22 protein-coding genes are annotated in these 17,296 nt (G+C 51.2%); 19 read left to right on the top strand and 3 right to left on the bottom strand.

The genetic code is table 11. From position 1 onward, the window contains the following. Positions 1–316 precede the first annotated feature (316 nt). The 8 genes from tilS to folK all read left to right on the top strand — a co-directional run bounded on the left by tilS (position 317) and on the right by folK (position 7,344). Positions 317–1,774: a tRNA lysidine(34) synthetase TilS gene (tilS, locus tag QMD53_05460; protein MDI6800098.1), complete on the top strand. Its 1,458-nt coding sequence runs from the start codon at positions 317–319 to the stop codon at positions 1,772–1,774. After that, positions 1,764–2,306, top strand: coding sequence for a hypoxanthine phosphoribosyltransferase (hpt, locus tag QMD53_05455; protein MDI6800097.1), 543 nt, complete (start codon positions 1,764–1,766; stop codon positions 2,304–2,306). The genes tilS and hpt overlap by 11 nt, the downstream gene beginning before the upstream one ends. 77 nt (positions 2,307–2,383) lie before the next feature. Further along, the gene (ftsH, locus tag QMD53_05450) at positions 2,384–4,297 is read left to right on the top strand and encodes an ATP-dependent zinc metalloprotease FtsH (protein MDI6800096.1); all 1,914 of its coding nucleotides are present in this window, start codon (positions 2,384–2,386) and stop codon (positions 4,295–4,297) included. 109 nt (positions 4,298–4,406) lie between these two features. After that, positions 4,407–4,973: a GTP cyclohydrolase I FolE gene (gene folE / locus QMD53_05445; protein ID MDI6800095.1), complete on the top strand. Its 567-nt coding sequence runs from the start codon at positions 4,407–4,409 to the stop codon at positions 4,971–4,973. 2 nt (positions 4,974–4,975) lie between these two features. Further along, a complete protein-coding gene (folP, locus tag QMD53_05440) occupies positions 4,976–5,821 on the top strand; it encodes a dihydropteroate synthase (protein ID MDI6800094.1) in 846 nt (281 codons plus the stop codon). Between the two features lie 352 nt (positions 5,822–6,173). Beyond that, positions 6,174–6,425 carry a type II toxin-antitoxin system Phd/YefM family antitoxin gene (locus tag QMD53_05435; GenBank protein MDI6800093.1) on the top strand — a complete coding sequence of 84 codons (252 nt, stop codon included), beginning with the start codon at positions 6,174–6,176 and terminating at the stop codon, positions 6,423–6,425. After that, a complete protein-coding gene (locus QMD53_05430) occupies positions 6,425–6,673 on the top strand; it encodes a type II toxin-antitoxin system RelE/ParE family toxin (protein ID MDI6800092.1) in 249 nt (82 codons plus the stop codon). The genes QMD53_05435 and QMD53_05430 overlap by 1 nt, the downstream gene beginning before the upstream one ends. 179 nt (positions 6,674–6,852) lie before the next feature. Next, a complete protein-coding gene (gene folK / locus QMD53_05425; GenBank protein ID MDI6800091.1) occupies positions 6,853–7,344 on the top strand; it encodes a 2-amino-4-hydroxy-6-hydroxymethyldihydropteridine diphosphokinase in 492 nt (163 codons plus the stop codon). A gap of 30 nt (positions 7,345–7,374) precedes the next feature. Here folK and QMD53_05420 read toward each other — a convergent pair whose 3' ends face one another. Further along, positions 7,375–7,728, bottom strand: coding sequence for a hypothetical protein (locus tag QMD53_05420; protein ID MDI6800090.1), 354 nt, complete (start codon positions 7,726–7,728; stop codon positions 7,375–7,377). Positions 7,729–8,001: 273 nt separating this feature from the next. Between QMD53_05420 and QMD53_05415 the strand changes: the two genes are divergently transcribed. The 9 genes from QMD53_05415 (at position 8,002) to QMD53_05375 (ending at position 15,944) form a co-directional block, all read left to right on the top strand. Next, entirely contained in the window at positions 8,002–8,886 is an 885-nt protein-coding gene (locus tag QMD53_05415) for a DUF2520 domain-containing protein (protein ID MDI6800089.1), read from the top strand. Continuing rightward, on the top strand, positions 8,883–9,686 hold the full coding sequence (gene panB, locus QMD53_05410; protein ID MDI6800088.1) for a 3-methyl-2-oxobutanoate hydroxymethyltransferase: 804 nt from the start codon (positions 8,883–8,885) through the stop codon (positions 9,684–9,686). The genes QMD53_05415 and panB overlap by 4 nt, the downstream gene beginning before the upstream one ends. Before the next feature lie 164 nt (positions 9,687–9,850). Then, complete coding sequence (panC, locus tag QMD53_05405) at positions 9,851–10,693, top strand: pantoate--beta-alanine ligase (GenBank protein ID MDI6800087.1); 843 nt, start codon at positions 9,851–9,853, stop codon at positions 10,691–10,693. A gap of 15 nt (positions 10,694–10,708) precedes the next feature. After that, a complete protein-coding gene (locus QMD53_05400; GenBank protein MDI6800086.1) occupies positions 10,709–11,092 on the top strand; it encodes an aspartate 1-decarboxylase in 384 nt (127 codons plus the stop codon). Between the two features lie 51 nt (positions 11,093–11,143). Next, positions 11,144–12,826 (top strand): L-aspartate oxidase, encoded by a 1,683-nt coding sequence (gene nadB / locus QMD53_05395; protein ID MDI6800085.1) that lies wholly within the window; start codon positions 11,144–11,146, stop codon positions 12,824–12,826. Next, the gene (gene nadC / locus QMD53_05390; GenBank protein MDI6800084.1) at positions 12,804–13,649 is read left to right on the top strand and encodes a carboxylating nicotinate-nucleotide diphosphorylase; all 846 of its coding nucleotides are present in this window, start codon (positions 12,804–12,806) and stop codon (positions 13,647–13,649) included. The genes nadB and nadC overlap by 23 nt, the downstream gene beginning before the upstream one ends. A 38-nt stretch (positions 13,650–13,687) precedes the next feature. Next, positions 13,688–14,287 (top strand): DedA family protein, encoded by a 600-nt coding sequence (locus QMD53_05385; protein ID MDI6800083.1) that lies wholly within the window; start codon positions 13,688–13,690, stop codon positions 14,285–14,287. Then, positions 14,288–15,250, top strand: a complete 963-nt coding sequence (locus QMD53_05380) for a biotin--[acetyl-CoA-carboxylase] ligase (GenBank protein MDI6800082.1) — start codon at positions 14,288–14,290, stop codon at positions 15,248–15,250. A gap of 415 nt (positions 15,251–15,665) precedes the next feature. Next, the gene (locus QMD53_05375; GenBank protein ID MDI6800081.1) at positions 15,666–15,944 is read left to right on the top strand and encodes a hypothetical protein; all 279 of its coding nucleotides are present in this window, start codon (positions 15,666–15,668) and stop codon (positions 15,942–15,944) included. A gap of 4 nt (positions 15,945–15,948) precedes the next feature. Here QMD53_05375 and QMD53_05370 read toward each other — a convergent pair whose 3' ends face one another. Together QMD53_05370 and QMD53_05365 are read right to left on the bottom strand one after the other, a co-directional pair. Continuing rightward, the gene (locus QMD53_05370; GenBank protein MDI6800080.1) at positions 15,949–16,323 is read right to left on the bottom strand and encodes a type II toxin-antitoxin system VapC family toxin; all 375 of its coding nucleotides are present in this window, start codon (positions 16,321–16,323) and stop codon (positions 15,949–15,951) included. Then, the gene (locus QMD53_05365) at positions 16,320–16,526 is read right to left on the bottom strand and encodes an AbrB/MazE/SpoVT family DNA-binding domain-containing protein (protein ID MDI6800079.1); all 207 of its coding nucleotides are present in this window, start codon (positions 16,524–16,526) and stop codon (positions 16,320–16,322) included. Before QMD53_05365 ends, QMD53_05370 begins: the two co-directional genes overlap by 4 nt. A 155-nt stretch (positions 16,527–16,681) precedes the next feature. Between QMD53_05365 and QMD53_05360 the strand changes: the two genes are divergently transcribed. Next, positions 16,682–16,981 carry an HTH domain-containing protein gene (locus QMD53_05360; GenBank protein MDI6800078.1) on the top strand — a complete coding sequence of 100 codons (300 nt, stop codon included), beginning with the start codon at positions 16,682–16,684 and terminating at the stop codon, positions 16,979–16,981. Between the two features lie 77 nt (positions 16,982–17,058). Further along, positions 17,059–17,296: helix-turn-helix domain-containing protein (locus QMD53_05355; GenBank protein MDI6800077.1), on the top strand; the 238-nt coding region annotated here is incomplete at its 3' end.

The following is a 17,296-nucleotide window of genomic DNA, read 5'->3' as shown; positions in this document are numbered from 1 at the left end:
ATCGAACTTACGAAGCTAGTTGGAAGGGTCGTGGCTTAGAATGCGATCCACAACATTTGACAATAGCTTGCTCCTTTCAAAAAAAGGGCATTTTTTAGAACAGCTACTTTCTTCTTCGACATCAGCATAATGCTTCCTTAAAAAAATTTCAACAAAATTTTTTGATTAGCAAGCTCGTTTATTTGATCTTTTCAAAACTCATTCTTCATAAGGTTTTAAAATTTTGTCTGGCGGCTGGGAGCCAAACTATGCGGGCTTCAAATCCGGCCCAAACTCATCTATCCTTGTCTATATAACGCCAGTTAAGGGAGTCGGTTTGAAGAGCTTACAATCGAGCCTCAAAGATAAAGTCTTTTTGACCATAGAGCGCTTTGAAATGATTTTGCCAGGCGATCTTGTCATGGTTGCCGTCAGCGGCGGAGTCGATTCGGTCGTACTCTTAAATATCTTGCTAGAACTAAAAGCCGATTTGGGCATCGAGCTTTGCCTCTTTCACTTAGATCATATGCTGCGGGGGGAGGAATCAAAGGCCGATGCCAAGTTTGTCCAAGATTTAGCCAAGGGAAAGGGGCTTGCCATTGAGACGTGCGAGTTCGACGTTGCCGCCTTTGCCAAAGAGAGGGGCCTCTCCATCGAGGAGGCGGCAAGGGAGGTCCGCTATAATTTCATGACCAAGGCGGCCCAGAAGATGGGCGCTCAAAAGGTGGCCTTGGGTCACAGCGCCGACGACCGGGTGGAGACCTTCTTCATCAACCTGATTCGGGGAAGCGGCCTTAAAGGGCTCTCCTCGATCGGTCCTAAGCGGGGAATATTTATCCGTCCCCTCATCGAAATCTTAAGGAGAGATATAGAGGCTTATGCTAAGGAGAGGGGATTAAGGTTTAGGCTCGACCTCTCCAATCTGGATCAGACTTTCTTGAGGAACCGGGTGCGGGCCGAACTGATCCCCCTTCTTGAGACGTATAATCCCAATCTAAAAGAGGTGATTTTGGGCAACATCGAGGTCATCATGGGCGACGAAGCCCTCCTTTCTGAACTGGCTAAAATCGAGTTCGAAAGGCTTGCAGTTTTAAGCGAGGGGATGGCGGCACTTCCCTTTGCCGCCGCTAAAGAGCTCAAAAAGCCAATCCGCTCGAGGGTGATCCGCCTAGCCGTCGAACTGGTCAAAGGCGATCTTAAAGCCATCGAAAAGGATCACATCGAAGGGATGTTTGATTTAAAGGAAGGGATTTTAAGAAGAGATCTTCCGTGGGGCGTGGTCATCATGAAAGAGGGCGAAAACCTCATCATAATCGAGAAAGGACTTCTTGCCCCGGCAGAGAAAGTGGAGTTTGAGCTGAAAGCCGAGGATGGCGCTCTGGCCACCGGTTTAGACTTTGAGTTTAAGAGTAGTATAATTGAGTTTGCCAAGGGCTCACTTTCTCTACTTGCCGTCGCAAGAGAGGAGAGCAAGGCCAAAAGCGAGATCCCCTTGGCCCACCTCGACGCCGACCTGTTGGAGAAAAGCCTCGTCATCAGGAATTGGCGTTTTGGAGATAGGTTCAGGCCTCTGAACATGGCCGGCTTCAAGAAGCTTTCCGACTTTTTCGTCGATATCAAATTGGCCAGACGTTTAAGGGATAGGGTTCCCATAGTCACTTCGGGCGGAGAGATAATCTGGGTGGTGGGCCTCCGGTTGGACGATCGTTTCAAAATTACCGATAATACGAAGAGAATGCTAAGGATAGAGGCGATCCCAAAGGGACAAAAGGGCGGAAGACAGAATGCTGGCTGAGGTAGGCGAGATATTAATAACGGCCGATGAAATAGAGGGCCGGATAGAAGAGCTCGCGGAGAAGATAACCGGTGATTATAAGGAAAAAGATCTCCTGCTCGTCGGCATCCTAAGGGGAGCCGTCATCTTCATTGGAGATCTGGTGCGCAAGATAGACATCCCTCTTCAGATAGATTTCATGGCCGTCTCCAGTTACGGATCGTCAACCAAGACGTCCGGGGTGGTCAGGATACTCAAAGATATAGACGTCGATATTAAGGGCAAGGATGTTTTGATAGTCGAAGACATCATAGATAGCGGCCTCACCTTGAAGTATCTGATAAGGAATCTGCTCTCGAGGAAGCCGGCTAGCCTGAAGATCTGCGCCCTGCTCAGGAAGGATGTCGAAAGGAAGGCATCGATAGATATTGATTACTGCGGTTTTGAAGTGCCCGATAAATTCATTGTCGGCTATGGTCTAGATTTCGACGAGAAGTATAGAAATCTTAGAGATATACGCCTCTTGAAGCCGAGCCTGAGCGAGCAAGACTAGGTCAAATTGCCCCAAGTCAAAGGATATGTTAACATGTCTTTTTACGCTAGAATCCACTTAAAAAGGGAGTGCATAGATTGAACAGGATAATCAGAAGTGCAGGCTTCTATTTCCTCATCCTTATTTTGGTCCTATTTATGATCCAGAGCTTTATGGGCACGCAGCCCAAGCCGACCGATCTCGCCTTCAATGATTTCACGGCCAAGCTCACGGCCGGCGAGATAGATACCGTCTTGATAAAGAACAAAGACAAGGTGATCCAAGGCAAGCTTACAGATGGCAAAGAGTTCACGGTGAATTATGAGGAGAATTATAATATTGCGGCCAGGCTTGAGGAGGCTGGGGTCTCCTTCAAGGTCGATCCCCAGAGGGAATCGACTTGGCTGCTCATACTGATAAACCTTCTGCCCTTCATTCTGATAATCGGGGTCTGGATATTCATGATCAACCAGATGCAGGGGGGTGGCAGCCGAGTGATGTCGTTTGGCAAGAGCCGGGCAAAGAGACTCACCCAAGAGCACAACAAGGTCACCTTCAAGGATGTGGCCGGTCTCGATGAAGCCATCGAGGAATTGCAGGAGATCAAGGAGTATCTGGAGGCGCCGGGCAAATTCCACGCTATGGGGGCCAAGATTCCCAAGGGCGTCCTGCTCTTTGGACCGCCCGGAACGGGAAAGACGCTGCTGGCTCGGGCCGTGGCCGGTGAGGCCGAAGTTCCCTTCTTCTCGATAAGCGGCTCAGATTTTGTCGAGATGTTCGTCGGCGTCGGCGCCTCGCGCGTGCGCGACCTCTTCGAGCAGGCCAAGGCCGTCTCTCCCTCGATAATCTTCATGGATGAGATAGATGCCGTGGGGCGTCACCGAGGAGCGGGCCTTGGCGGCGGCCACGACGAGCGGGAGCAGACCTTAAACCAGCTCTTAGTCGAGATGGACGGCTTCGATGTGAAGGATAACGTGATACTGATAGCGGCCACCAACCGCCCAGACATCCTCGATCCGGCTCTGCTTCGTCCGGGCCGTTTCGACCGCCAGATAGTCGTCGATCGTCCCGACATCAGGGGGCGCGAAGAGATACTAAAGGTTCACGCCAAGGGCAAACCATTGACTAAGGATATAGATTTGAGCGTACTGGCCAGAAGGACGCCCGGTTTCACCGGAGCCGATCTGGCCAATATGTTCAATGAGGCGGCCCTTTTGGCCGCCCGCCACAACAAGAAGGCTATAGAGATGAGGGAGCTCGAGGAGGCCATCGAGCGGGTCATCGCCGGACCTGAGAAGAAGACCCGCATCATGGGGGAGAAAGATAAGAAGATCATTGCCTATCACGAGGCCGGTCACGCCCTGGTCGCCCATACGCTGCCCAATACCGATCCGGTTCACAAGATATCGATAATCTCGCGTGGCCGGGCTCTCGGCTACACTTTGACCCTGCCGACAGATGACAAGTATCTGATCAGCGGGTCGGAGCTCTTGGACGACATGGCCATGATTCTAGGCGGCCGGGTAGCCGAAGAGATGCTCTTTGGCGATGTTACAACCGGCGCTCAGAACGATTTGGAGCGGGTGACCAAACTCGCACGCAAAATGGTCTGCGAATACGGCATGAGCAAAAAGCTCGGTCCGATGGCTCTGGGTCAGAGGCAGGATCAGGTCTTTCTGGGCCGTGATTTTGCCTCCCATCCCGATTACAGCCCCGAGATCGCCTACGAGATAGACAAAGAGATCAGGCGCATGATAGATGAATCCTATAAGAAGGCTAAGGAGATATTGACCAAGCACAGGAAGAAGCTGGACAAGATAGCTGCGACCTTGATAGAGAAGGAGACCTTGGAGAAAGAGGAGCTCCTAAGCCTGCTTGAGGGGAAAAGGCTCAAGAAGAGCAGCCCTAAAGATAAAAAGGACTCAAAAGAGGACGGGGGCGGACCCGCCAAGATTAAGCCCAAGAAGGGCGTTATCGACATACCGGCCAAACTCAGACCGGCCGAAAGCTGATAAGAGGAGCTTTTTAAAGGCCACTTGAATATATCAAGTGGCCTTTTCATATTTTGGCAAAATCTGGATAATATGGCTTAATGAGTTTTAAGAAAATTGGAGGTGTCTCTTGGATAGAAAGAAGGTTGAAGAGGGCGTTCGTCTGATCTTGGAAGGCATCGGCGAAGACCTTGACCGCGAGGGTCTTACGGACACCCCTAAGCGGGTCTCTCGCATGTACGAGGAGATATTCTGCGGCTTAGGAAAAGATCCGGCCGAAATAATCCAGGTCATGTTCTCCGAAGACCACGACGAGATGGTCTTGGTCAAAGATATCCCCCTATATTCAGTCTGTGAGCATCATCTGATGCCCTTTATCGGGCGGGCTCACGTCGCCTATATCCCCGGTGAGAGCGGCAAGATAACCGGCATCAGCAAGCTCGCCAGGGTGGTCGATATCGTGGCCAAGCGTCCTCAGGTCCAGGAGAGGCTGACGACCACTGTGGCCGATAGCCTGATGAAGGCCTTGGACCCATTGGGGGTTTTGGTCATCATCGAGGCAGAACACCTCTGCATGAGCATGCGGGGCGTCCAGAAGCCGGGCTCGCTCACCGTCACCTCGGCTGTAAGGGGCATATTTAGGAGCAACGAGGCTTCGCGTCATGAGGCCCTGACCTTGATCCGGTCAAAGGGGTAGTTATGGAGGGCCACCTTATAAAGGGTAAAGGCTTCGAAATCGGTACAGCGAAGAAAACGGCGGTGATGGGCATCTTGAACGTCACCCCCGATTCCTTCTCTGACGGCGGTGTCTATCTAAATCTGGATTTGGCCATTCGGGCCGCCGAAAGGATGACGAAAGATGGGGCCGATATAATAGACATCGGCGGCGAGTCTTCCCGGCCGGGAGCCGAGCCGGCCACCTTGGCCGATGAGCTTACAAGGGTTACCCCGGTGATAGAGGCCTTGAGCGGACGGCTCAATATCCCCATTTCGATCGATACCTACAAGGCCAAAGTGGCCGAGGAGGCTCTTAAAGCGGGAGCCGTCATCATAAACGATATCAGTGGTCTTCGGGCCGATGAGCGGATGGCAGGCGTGGCGGCCGAGGCGAAAGCGGCCGTTGTCATCATGCATATGCTGGGAACGCCCAGAGATATGCAGAAGGACCCCAAATATAAATCGGTCATCGATGAGATCATATCATTCTTTACCGAGCGGATAGCTTTTGCGATTAAATCGGGAATCAAAGAGGATAAGATAATCATCGATCCGGGCATCGGATTTGGCAAGACTCTCGAGCACAACTTGGAGATACTTAGAAGACTTGACGACTTCAAAACCCTCGGATTTCCCGTTCTGATCGGGACCTCCAGAAAGTCTTTCATCGGGACGGTTCTCGGTCTGGAGGTTACCGATCGGCTGGAAGGAACGGCGGCCACCGTCACCTATTCCATCGTCAAGGGCGCAGATATTGTGCGCGTTCACGATGTGAAGGAGATGGCAAGGGTGGCCAAGATGACCGATGTCTTAGTAGGGAGAGGGTAGCTTTCAGCCACCAGCCTGCTGTTTTCAGCTTAAAACCTTATTCTTCTACTTTTCTTGGCTCTCAAGAAAAGTAGCAAAAGAAGGACGGCCGATCATTTTCTTAACGGCTCCAAAATGACGGGTGCTTAAGGTGCCTGCAGAACTCGCCCTCCGACAAGTCGGGAGGCTCAGACAGCTTCAGCACATTTTCTTAAGCCCCCTATTTTGTAACCTAAAAATGATATGGTAAAGAAAATCAAAAAGCTTCAACTAGAAACTACCGACTTAAATTTTGTTCTTAACAGGCCACTCTTGACAAAGCAATATTAAATATATAATTTGAAATGTACAAATGAATTAGGAGTTGATTTGTATGATTAAGAGCATAAAAGCGGCTGTGCTTCGCGAGCACCTGAGCGATGTCTTAAGCGAAGTGGCAGAGGGTGAAGATTATCTGCTCGTTACCAAGAGGGGCCGCCCGGTTTCCGCTCTGGTTAATCTGGATTTTTTTGAAGATCTTATGGCTTTGGCAAGCCCTGAATATTTGGAAAGCATAAAGGAGGCCAGGGCCGACTACGAGGCCGGTCGAACCTTTGCCCATGATGAGGTATTTGGGGAGCTTTAATGGCTTTTCGACTCATCTACACCGAAAGGGCCGTCAAAGATATTCGAAAACTAGATGTGGTGGCTGGGCGCAGATTAAAGAAATCACTTGAAAAACTAGCCTCCTGTCCACTCGAAAATTCGACCAAACTGATAAATCACAAGTTAGGCCAGTATCGGTATCGGGTAGGCGACTATCGGGTAATATTTGACCTAGATGACGAGGATATCGTCATCTTGCGGGTCGGCCACCGCCGCGAGATCTATTAGCCGCCAGCCGCCAGATTTTTAATATGCTATATAATTTTTTGCTTCGTTTCTTGGCCGAGCAAGAAATAAGTTAAGAAAACTTCTTACGTTGTTTTATCAATGTTTATTCGAACCCATGATTGAGCATAATCAAAAAAGACTCTAAACTTATAACTAACAACTAAAAGAGGAGACCAAAATTGGCCCAAGTCTATCTAGGGCTCGGCTCAAATATCGGAAACCGCAAAGCCTACCTTCGGGCGGCCATAAGGCTTCTTAGAAAGCATAAGGATATCGAGGTTGTGCGCTCTTCCCAGGTTTATGAGACCGAGCCCGTCGGCCTGACCGGCCAGCGCAAATTCTTCAACATGGCCGCAGAAGTCGAGACGAGCCTTAGTCCCAGAGAGCTTCTTGCCGTTCTCGGCCTAATAGAAGATCTGCTTAAAAGGGAGCGCTTCATAAAGTGGGGGCCGCGGACGATAGATATCGATATCCTTCTCTTTGAAAATAAGTCCATGACCACTGACGATCTGACCATCCCTCATCCCCTGATGTGCGAGCGGGCCTTTGTCCTCGTTCCCCTCTTGGAGATTGCCCCAAATATCCTTCTCCCCTCCGGCCAGCCACTTAAGGATTTTTTGAAAGATGACCAAATCGCTGAGGCGGAGCTGGTCGGCAGCCTGGAGGATTAATCCTTCTGTTTCGCGGCGGATAGGGCCCGATCAGACCCGGCTGGAGAATCGAAATTCATCGACGTCCATCTTGAAGTCGGCCCCATCGGTTATGATGAGATGGCCGCTTTCAGATGAGGCATAATGGACGTCTTCGATCAAGACCGAAGAGGGAATGATGTTTATAATGTTTATGGCATCGTTCAAAGAGACGACCCTTGTCCTCTCCTCGGGGCGCCTTTCAAATTTGTTGAAGGTTCTGTTCCAGACGAAGACGTAATCTTGAAGTCTGACGGCTCCGTCCACGGCGTCCGATATGACGGTGCCGATGAAATGGCGATGGATATCTCCCTCGAAGAGCCTTCTCATTATGACGTGAACTTTCTCGCCCTTTTCCGGTATCATCTTTTAAAACCTCATTTCAAATTGGCTATTTCGTAAAGCTCAAAATGGAGCGCACTTAAAGTATCGTCATTTTACTTGAGTTATTGAAGCTTGAAAAGAGATAAGAGATGCTATAATGAAACAAAAAGAATCCCAGATCTTTCGTTAGACCGCTTGGATCGCCTGGCGACCGGGACGGGAAAACAAAGGTAATCGTCTCCTTTAGCCTGTCCAAAAGGAGATTTTTCATTTTTCAGCTAGAGCTTGATCGCCTGCGGTAGGGAGGGGCACAATTTGGATAATAGGGTAGCGATAATCGGAGCGGGCCGGGCGGGAATCTCTATCGGTCTTGCCCTGCAAAAGAAGGGGTTTAGAATAGTTTCCGCCTCGGCCAGGGCCAAGGATTCTCTTGAGAGAGCGGCCCGTCTTTTTCCAAAAGCGCTGGTAACTGGCGATATGGCCGAAGCGGCCAGACTGGGCAAAATCATCATCATAGCCACCCCGGATGGCCAGATCGAAGAGGTCTGTAACTATATCGCCCAAAACGGGGGTTTTGAGAGTGCAAAGCTGGTAATGCACCTTAGCGGGGCAACCCCCTTAAAAGTGCTCGATGCGGCAAGGCGAGCCGGGGCTGAGGTTTGCAGCCTCCACCCAACCAGATCCTTTGCCGATGCGGCTGAGCCGATAGTCGATTTTAGTGGAACCTATTTTGGCGTTACGGCCTCGTCCAAAGAGGGGCAAGAATTTTTGATGAGGGTAGTGGCAGCTCTTGGGGGGCTTCCGGTTATAGTTGCCGATCAAGATAAACCGCTCTATCACGCGGCCGCCTGCATCGTCTCAAATTATCTAGTCTGCCTGATCGATCTGGCCAAAGAGACCTATGAGCTCGCGGGCCTTAGTGAGTCTGATAGTCAGATGATATTTTGGCCACTCCTTGAAGGGACGCTTGCCAACATCAAGAAGATGGGCCCAATTGCGGCGCTGACCGGTCCGATCGCAAGGGGGGACATCGATACCTTAAAGGGACACCTTAAAGCTTTACGGGCCAAGGGGCCTAAGAGTGCTTTTCTCTACGGCGCGCTTGGCCGTCGCACCGCAGCAATTGCGCTCAAGAAGGGGAGCATTACGGATGACAAGGCAAATGAAATGGTAAAACTATTTGAAAAGGAGCTATCATGAAAGAGAGGGTCACCATCACCCGTCTTGCCGAGATGAAGGCGCGCGGCGAAAAGATCACCATGCTGACCGCCTACGACTATCCATCGGCCCAGATAATCGATTCGGCCGGGGTCGATGTCATCCTGGTCGGAGATTCGCTGGGCATGGTCATTTTGGGCCACGACTCGACGCTCTCGGTCACCATGGACGACATGATTCACCACACCAAGGCGGTAGCCAGGGGGGCAGAGTCGGCTTTGATAGTCGGCGATATGCCCTTCATGTCATACCAGGCCTCCGTCGATGAGGCCTTAAAAAACGCGGCCAGATTCCTCTCCGAAGCGGGGGCTCAGGCGGTAAAGCTAGAGGGAGGCAAGGTGGTGGCCGAGAAGGTGGACAGGATGACCTCGATCGGGATTCCGGTCATGGGTCACCTGGGTCTTACCCCCCAATCGGTCAACCAGTTCGGCGGCTACAAAGTGCAGGGGCGCGAGGAGAAGGCAAAAGAGAGGATCATAAAGGATGCCAAGGCCCTAGAGGAGGCCGGGGCCTTTGCCATCGTCTTGGAATGCATCCCAAGCGAGCTCGCGAGCGTGATAACCGAGAAGGTGATGATTCCAACCATCGGCATCGGGGCTGGACCCACTTGCGACGGGCAAGTCTTGGTCACCCCTGATCTGATCGGAACCTTCGACAAGTTCACTCCCAAGTTTGTCAAGCGCTTTGGGGCGGTGGGGGCCGAGATGAGGCGGGCTTTTGAGGATTACGTAAAAGAGGTCAAAGAGGGCAAATTTCCCGGCCCCGAGCATGAGTTCAAATAGGGGCTTGGGGCCAGCGACCTTGACGTTTGAAGATCTGGAGCAAATTATTATAGGGAGCTGCGGCCAACCAATTTGTAAATGCTTCAAAACCTTAAGCCGCCGCCTCCTCGAAGCGCTTGTCTCGTGTGCATACATAAAGACTAGTTTAGACAAGAGAGGTAATTTTGAAGGTAATCAAAAGTATCGCAGAGCTTAAAACCGCCCTCAAAGAGGAGAGAAACCAGGGGCGCAGCATAGGCTTCGTTGCGACCATGGGTTACTTTCACGAGGGGCATCTCTCCCTTATGCGAGAGGCCGAGTTAGAGAACGATATCGTTGTCGTCAGCATCTTCGTAAATCCGACTCAATTCGGTCCAAATGAGGATTTGGATTCATATCCGAGAGACTTAAAAAAGGACATTGAGCTTGCGGAATCTGTTGGGGTCGATTATCTCTTTACCCCGGCCGCAGATGAGATCTACCCGCCGGGTTTTTCGACCTACGTCGATATTGGCCCGCTGGCAAGCCTTCTCTGCGGAGCGAGCCGGCCCAATCATTTTAAGGGGGTGCTCACCGTCGTTCTCAAGCTCTTTGGCATCGTGGGGCCGGATGGGGCCTACTTCGGCAAGAAGGATTATCAGCAGCTTACCCTGATAAAGAAGATGGCTAATGAATTGAATCTTGCAACTGAAGTGATCGCTCTTGAGATCGTGCGCGAAGAGGACGGGCTGGCCATGAGCTCGAGAAATAAGTATTTAAACGGGGATGAGAGAAGGGCGGCCGCCTCCTTGAGCCGGGCCCTTATGGCGGCGAAGCGGGCGGCCGAGCGGGGAGAGCGCGATCCAAAAAGACTCATCGAAATGGCCAAATCGATTATTGAAAAAGAAGAGCTGATTGATTTAGAATACATAACCATCTGTGATAACATCTCTCTTGAGCCCAAGAATGATGCCACCGGGGGCGCACTGATGGCCCTTGCTGCCAGAATCGGTAAAGCGCGCCTCATAGATAACATCGAAATACTTTAAAGCGGGTGAAGGGAATTGTTTAGAACGCTTCTTAAGAGCAAGATTCATAGGGCGACTGTGACCGAGGCCAATCTCGATTATCCGGGCAGCATAACCATAGATGAGGCGCTTTTGGAGGCTGCCGACATCATAAATCACGAGAAGGTCCAGGTGGTTAACGTGACTAACGGTTTGCGGCTGGAGACCTATGCCATCAGCGGAGAGCGCGGCAGCGGCGTCGTCTGCATCAATGGAGCGGCCGCCCGCCTGATGCACAAGGGAGACATCATCATCGTCCTTACCTACGCTATCATGGATGAGCCAAAAGCGAAGTCGTTCGTTCCAAAGATAGTCCACGTGAGCGCGGATAACAGATTGATAAGTGCGGGCGACTACACCGCCCCCTTCGATAACTGTTGATCGGTTTCGGCTGCTATCCTCTTAAATGAAAAAAGAGAGCGAAGTCTCAAATTGAGCGATATTTTTAATAAGATACCAAGATATCTTGGAAGCTTCGATACGGCCGCCGCAAGGCGCAGTCAGTCCGATCTTCTGATTATCGGAAGCGGGATAGCTGGCTTAACTGCCGCCATCAGGTGCTGCGGCGATCTTAAGGTCACCATCTTGACCAAAAGCAAATTCAAGGAGACCGCCACCTGGTATGCTCAGGGCGGAGTGGCCACAGCCCTCGGTGAGAAGGATTCCCCGCGCCTCCACTACGAGGATACGATGAGGGCCGGCGCGGGTCTATGTGATCCGGAGGCCGTGAGAGTTCTGGCGGGCGAGGCGAGAGGCGCTATTGAGGATCTGATATCTTTGGGCGTCGATTTCGACCGGGCTCTAAGTGGCGAGATAGACTTGGGTCTTGAAGGTGGTCATTCGCTTTCGCGCATACTCCACTCCGGCGACTCGACCGGAAGCGAGATTCTTACGACATTAGTTGAGAAGGTCAAGCTCTGCTCCGGTCTTCTGATGGAGGAAGATATCTTCGTCTTGGATCTTCTGACTCAGGGAGAGCGGGTGATTGGGGCGCTGGCGCTCAGCCCGGCAAGCGGTGAACTAATCTTCCACCAAGCCAAAGCCGTCCTTTTAGCTTCCGGCGGATCGGGCCAGGTCTACAAGATAACCACCAGCCCCAAAGTAGCGACCGGAGACGGCATAGCCATGGCCTTTCGAGCGGGAGCGGCCATCGCCGATCTGGAGTTCATCCAATTTCACCCGACCGCCTTGGATCATAAGAAGAGTCCAAGGTTTCTGATAACCGAAGCCCTGCGGGGTGAAGGAGCCCATTTGGTGGATAGCCAAGGAAGTCGCTTCATGCTTGGGGTCCACCCCTTGGCCGAGCTTGCTCCAAGAGATATTGTTGCCCGCCAGATGGTTAAGGTTTCGAGCGAGCTTGAGGAGAAGACCGGAAAACTTGGGACGCACACTTACCTTGACGCCAGACATATCCTGGCCGCCAAACTCAAAGAGAGGTTTCCGCTTATCTGGCAGACCTGCTTGGAGAGCGGCTACAACCTGGCCGAGGATCTGATACCAGTCTCTCCGGCCGCCCATTACACCATGGGGGGAGTCATGACCGATACCTTTTGCCGCAGCAGTCTAAAGGGTCTCTATGCGGCCGGAGAAGTGGCTTGTACCAGGATCCACGGGGCCAACCGCTTAGCCAGCAACTCCCTACTTGAGGGGCTAGTCTTCAGCCGCCGGGTCTGCGACGCGGTCAAGGATGAAATATTGGGGGTCGAAATCGACGATGATATTCAGGTGGTATCCACTCGGCCCAAGGCGCAAGGCGGCCTCGATCTTGATAAGCTTCAGAATGAACTCAAGGAGACGATGACATCTTTCGTCGGGGTGGCAAGGGACGAAGCGGGCTTAAAATCGGCCCAGGCCAAACTGAAGGAGATGAGCCACATATTCGACGTCGCTTTGGGTGATATTCGAGGCTTTGAGCTTCAGAATATGCTGACCGTCTCGATCCTTATAACCGAGGCGGCCCTTACCAGGAAGGAGAGCCGGGGAGCTCACTTTCGCAGAGATCTTCCCCTTCCAAGCGACGACTGGCGGGGGCACATAGAGTTTAGCCGGGGAAGCGAGGCTTACAATTTTATCTTAGCGCAAGGAGAAGAGGATGACTTCGCTGCCGATAGATGAGATGAAAAGAGCGGTTCTATCGGCTCTGGCCGAAGACCTTGGGGAGCGCGGCGACATCACTACTTCGGCCGTTCTTGTCGAAAAGGTGAGCGCAAGAGGTCTCTTTTTGGCCGAAAGCGACGGCATCCTCGCCGGATTGGCTGTTGCCCAGTTCGCCTTCAAGGCGGTCGATGAGAGCTTAACCTTTTTAGCCAATTTCGAAGATGGCGAGCATATCGAGGCGGGCGATATCATAATCGAGGTTCATGGCGAGGCCGCCTCGATTCTTAAGGCCGAGCGGACGGCCTTAAATTTTTTGCAGCATCTCTCAGGCATCGCCACCGCGACCTCAAAATTCGTCGAAAAGGCCAAGCCATTTAAGGCTGAGATACTCGATACCAGAAAGACCACCCCTTGCCTAAGAGCGCTTGAGAAGTACGCCGTGCGCTGCGGCGGCGGAGTAAACCACCGGATGGGCCTCTATGATGCCATTCTGATCAAGGATAACCACATCAAAGCGGCAGGTGATTTAACGGTTGCCGTGAGGCGAGCCAAGGAGGCCCATCCCGATATGGCCGTTGAGGTGGAGACCGAAAGTCTGGAGATGGTCAAGGAGGCCTTGGAAGCTGGGGCGGATATCATCATGCTCGATAACATGACACCAAGTGAGGTTATGGAGGCGGTCAAAGTGGCCCACGGACGGGCCATCCTCGAAGCTTCGGGTGGGATAAACTTGAGTAACATTGAAGAATATGCGAAGAGCGGAGTGGACAGGATATCGACCTCGGCCATCACTCAGGCGGCCGTGCCGCTCGCCATCTCTCTGGATCTCATCCTGAAATAGAAGATTTCAATAAGGGGAAGCCCAACGAAAGGGGCAGAATGAAAGCACTGATCGACCTATTTTTGCGCTACGGCTACTGGATAACCTTCCTCTTTCTTTTCTTTGAAAATGTTCTCTTCATTGGCCTCATCCTGCCGGGAGACACCGTTCTTCTCCTTGCGGGCTTTATGGCCTCTTTCGGCCACTTCCAGCTAGTCTATCTGATGATTATTGCACAAGTCGCCTCAATCCTAGGCAACATGGTCGGCTATCTGATAGGCTATCGAGGCGGCCGTCCGCTCATTGAAAGGCTCGCCAGCCGGTTTAATTTTTTGGAAGGAAAGCTTACCCAGGCCGAGGAGTACTTTGACAGGTACGGCCCTTCGACCGTATTTTTCGGCCGCTTTGCGGCCGGGGTGCGCGTCTTCATCTCGCCGCTCGCCGGCGCCTCCAAGATGAGCTACCCAAGGTTCATCGCCTACACCATCTCCGCCGTCATCATTTGGACGAGCCTGGTCATTCTGCTTGGGTTTTATTTTGCCGAAAATCTGGACTTGCTCACCAAGATCGTGGGCGGCCTTGGTTGGGGAGTTCTCATCATCTTGGGCCTGATATTCCTGGCGGCTCTCTTCATCAAGCGAGCCAGAGGGGGGAGATAGATGTCATCGAAGGAGGGCCTCCTTACTATCTTAAAGAAGGCAGATGGCGGTTTCGTCTCGGGCCAGTCGATATCGGCTGCTTTAAACGTCTCGCGCACGGCCGTCTGGAAAGGCGTGCAATCCTTAAAGGAAGATGGCTACTCGATTGAGGCCGCTCCGGGGGTGGGTTACCGCCTCCTTTCTGTGACCGAAAAATTGCTTGCCTCCGAGATCGGACCAAGGCCGCCCGAATCTTTCGGCCATGTGGTTCATCATTTCGATAAGATCGCTTCGACCAACCTGGCGGCCAAAAGATATGCTCTCGACGGGGCGGCCCACGGGACGCTCATCGTTGCCGAGACACAGACAGGGGGCAAGGGGCGTCTGGGGCGCACTTGGCACTCGCCAGAGGGCGGCATCTGGATCTCGCTTATCGCGCGTCCCAAGATAAGCGTAAATGAGGCCGCAAAATTTACCCCGATGACGACGCTGGCCGTGGCTTTGGCCATAGGTAAGGCCGCCGGTCTGGAGGCGATGGTTAAATGGCCAAACGATATTCTGGTAAACGGCAGAAAGGTGGCCGGCATCTTAACAGAGATGGGGGCCGAACTCGAGCGGGTCTCCTTTCTGGTCATCGGCATCGGGATAAACGTCAACCTTAGCGCATCTTATCTTCCCAGCGAGCTTGAAGGCAAGGCGACGACCTTGATGGACGAGATGGGGGCAAAGGTTGATAGGGCGCGTCTTTTGAGGGCGATCCTGGATGAAATAGACCTTACCTACGCCCGCTTTCTCAAAGGAGAGTATCTGGCCATATTGGATGAGCTAAAGGCGGTCTCGGCCACCCTGGGCCAAACGGTAACGGCTGTGAGCGGGTCAAAAAAGGTAAGCGGCCAGGCGCTAGGCTTCGATGAGCTTGGTGGTTTACTGATTGGGCTATCCAATGGAACAATTGAAACCGTATACTCCGGCGAGATTATCTGAGTTTAATCACGGTTTTACTCTTATCATCTTTTTCAATCCGCATCTAAAATTATAAGAATTATTAATTTCAAAAAAATCATATAAAACCTCTTGACAAAATTTAGGGGGCCTGATATTTATGAAATGAAATAATGTATTCCGTATTTTATTGACATATATCATCCTATTTAACGCTTAAAGGAGGTGGAACGTAGATAGTGAAAAAAAAGAGCTACCCCCAGATAGCGCAAGTTCGCCTTGCCCGCTATGGCTGAAAAACTAAAACTATTCAGAGGCCTGCCCGCCCCTGGCGGGGTAGCAGGATTAGTTTAGCGTAAAATAAAACAGAAAAAGGAGAATGCAAAGCATGAGGGCTTTAGGAGTAAGAATAATTGCCCTAGCTATGCTTTTCACTATCGTTTTTAGTCAAAGCGTTTTGGCTGAAAGCTATCACAACGATTCTGATGCTTTAAGAAACGACCAATATGTCACCAATCTTCAAAAGCTGGAAGATGAGCTTGAGGACGAAGATTTCGATGAGATGGAAGATTATGAGGATCACCTTGAGGAGATTGAAAAATATAAGGAATTCATGGAAGAGAAGATGGATGATATCGACGAGGATGATCCAAACAGGGATCTGATTGAGAAGAATTTTGCGATAGACTTCTATAACTCACGCGTGATGTCTAGAGACTGGAGACCGGCGTTTTAGCCACTTATCTCTTGGGAAAGTACCTCACATTGGGCAAACTCCTAAAATCCGAGTCCTCAGTCCAGATGGTGGCATCGAACTGCTTTGCTGTTGCAAGGATGATGCTGTCGGCCATCGGAAGGTTTTGCTCCAAGCTCACCTTCGCGGCCGTAGCCGCTAATTCTGCGCCGAGCGCCACCAACATCCCTTTTTGCATTGCAGCAATTGCTTGAAGAGCCTTGTTTTCATCGCATTCCCTAAGAACCACCTTGAAGACCTCAAAGATGGTTATGGTGGGCACGACTAGCGAATCGGGATCATCAAGCGGGATCAAGAAGTGCTCGGCGTTAGGTGCGTCTGCAAAGTATGTTAGCCAACCTGATGAGTCGATGATGTTCATGCTCTATCTTCCTCGCGCTCAAAATCGGTATTTATGCCCTCAAGAAAGCCGCGAAGTTCTTTGATATCGCGTTCGGGGAGGAGCTCAATACGCCCCGCATGCTCAATCACCTGAATTTTTTGGCCGGGGCGAAGCCCCAGCGCTTTTCTGACCGATTTGGGTATGACTATTTGATATTTAGGTGATAAAGTTACCGATTGCATACAAAAACCTCCATTTATCGATTTTGTTTTACGATATCAGTATCGATACTGTTTTGCAAGCAAAATTACAGATTGTGACAGGAAATACTGCCCAAACTCATCATCTTTACTTATGTTAGCAGGACATGTGGTCATATCACTAGAATATCTATTCTATGAACAAAGTGGGGCAGATACAGCGTCTAATTCATCTTATCACCATCCTTCAATCGGGTGGTGACCATAAGGCCAGCGTTCTTGCAGAGCGTCTTGAAATTTGCGAGCGCCATGTCTACCGTGACCTTAATGCTTTAAAAGCAGCGGGAATTCCGATCTTTTGTGAAGGTGGCTACAAGATAATGGACGGTTTCTTTCTGCCGCCCTTAAGGTTTTCTCTCTCAGAAGGTATCGTTCTATTGCTCGGATGTGAAGCCTTTGCCCAAGATGTACTAGTCAACAGCTTACCTGACATCTAGTGGTTTTGAAGAGGCGGCCACTTGCCCCTTTGGGATAAGATAGTTTTAGTAAAAACACTTACTCAAAGGAGGAACAAATGACCGCCAAAGAAAAAGTAGCACAAAGGAAGCTCTCAATGCTAGAGCTGGCAGAGAAATTGAAAAACGTTAGCGAAGCCTGCCGGATCATGGGCTACTCCAGAACTCAATTTTACGAGATCAAGAGGAGTTTTCAGGTTCACGGCTTCGAAGGTCTTTTGGACAAGCCGCCCATCCCCAATACCGTGCCTTCTAAGACCGACCCAGAGGTAGAGGCCAAAGTAATCGAGATCTCCA

It is taken from the genome of Actinomycetota bacterium (genome assembly GCA_030017835.1).
Lineage (GTDB): Bacteria > Actinomycetota > Aquicultoria > UBA3085 > Oleimmundimicrobiaceae > Yes70-04.
This window is presented reverse-complemented; position numbering and strand designations above follow the sequence as displayed.

Coding starts and splice junctions, on each gene's coding strand:
- QMD53_05385 (MDI6800083.1), top strand. CDS start 13,688: ATGAAAGCACTGATCGACCTATTTTTGCGCTACGGCTACTGGATAACC.
- QMD53_05435 (MDI6800093.1), top strand. CDS start 6,174: ATGATTAAGAGCATAAAAGCGGCTGTGCTTCGCGAGCACCTGAGCGAT.
- QMD53_05360 (MDI6800078.1), top strand. CDS start 16,682: ATGAACAAAGTGGGGCAGATACAGCGTCTAATTCATCTTATCACCATC.
- QMD53_05430 (MDI6800092.1), top strand. CDS start 6,425: ATGGCTTTTCGACTCATCTACACCGAAAGGGCCGTCAAAGATATTCGA.
- folP (MDI6800094.1), top strand. CDS start 4,976: ATGGAGGGCCACCTTATAAAGGGTAAAGGCTTCGAAATCGGTACAGCG.
- panB (MDI6800088.1), top strand. CDS start 8,883: ATGAAAGAGAGGGTCACCATCACCCGTCTTGCCGAGATGAAGGCGCGC.
- QMD53_05365 (MDI6800079.1), bottom strand. CDS start 16,526: ATGCAATCGGTAACTTTATCACCTAAATATCAAATAGTCATACCCAAA.
- QMD53_05420 (MDI6800090.1), bottom strand. CDS start 7,728: ATGATACCGGAAAAGGGCGAGAAAGTTCACGTCATAATGAGAAGGCTC.
- QMD53_05370 (MDI6800080.1), bottom strand. CDS start 16,323: ATGAACATCATCGACTCATCAGGTTGGCTAACATACTTTGCAGACGCA.
- nadC (MDI6800084.1), top strand. CDS start 12,804: ATGACTTCGCTGCCGATAGATGAGATGAAAAGAGCGGTTCTATCGGCT.
- hpt (MDI6800097.1), top strand. CDS start 1,764: ATGCTGGCTGAGGTAGGCGAGATATTAATAACGGCCGATGAAATAGAG.
- QMD53_05380 (MDI6800082.1), top strand. CDS start 14,288: ATGTCATCGAAGGAGGGCCTCCTTACTATCTTAAAGAAGGCAGATGGC.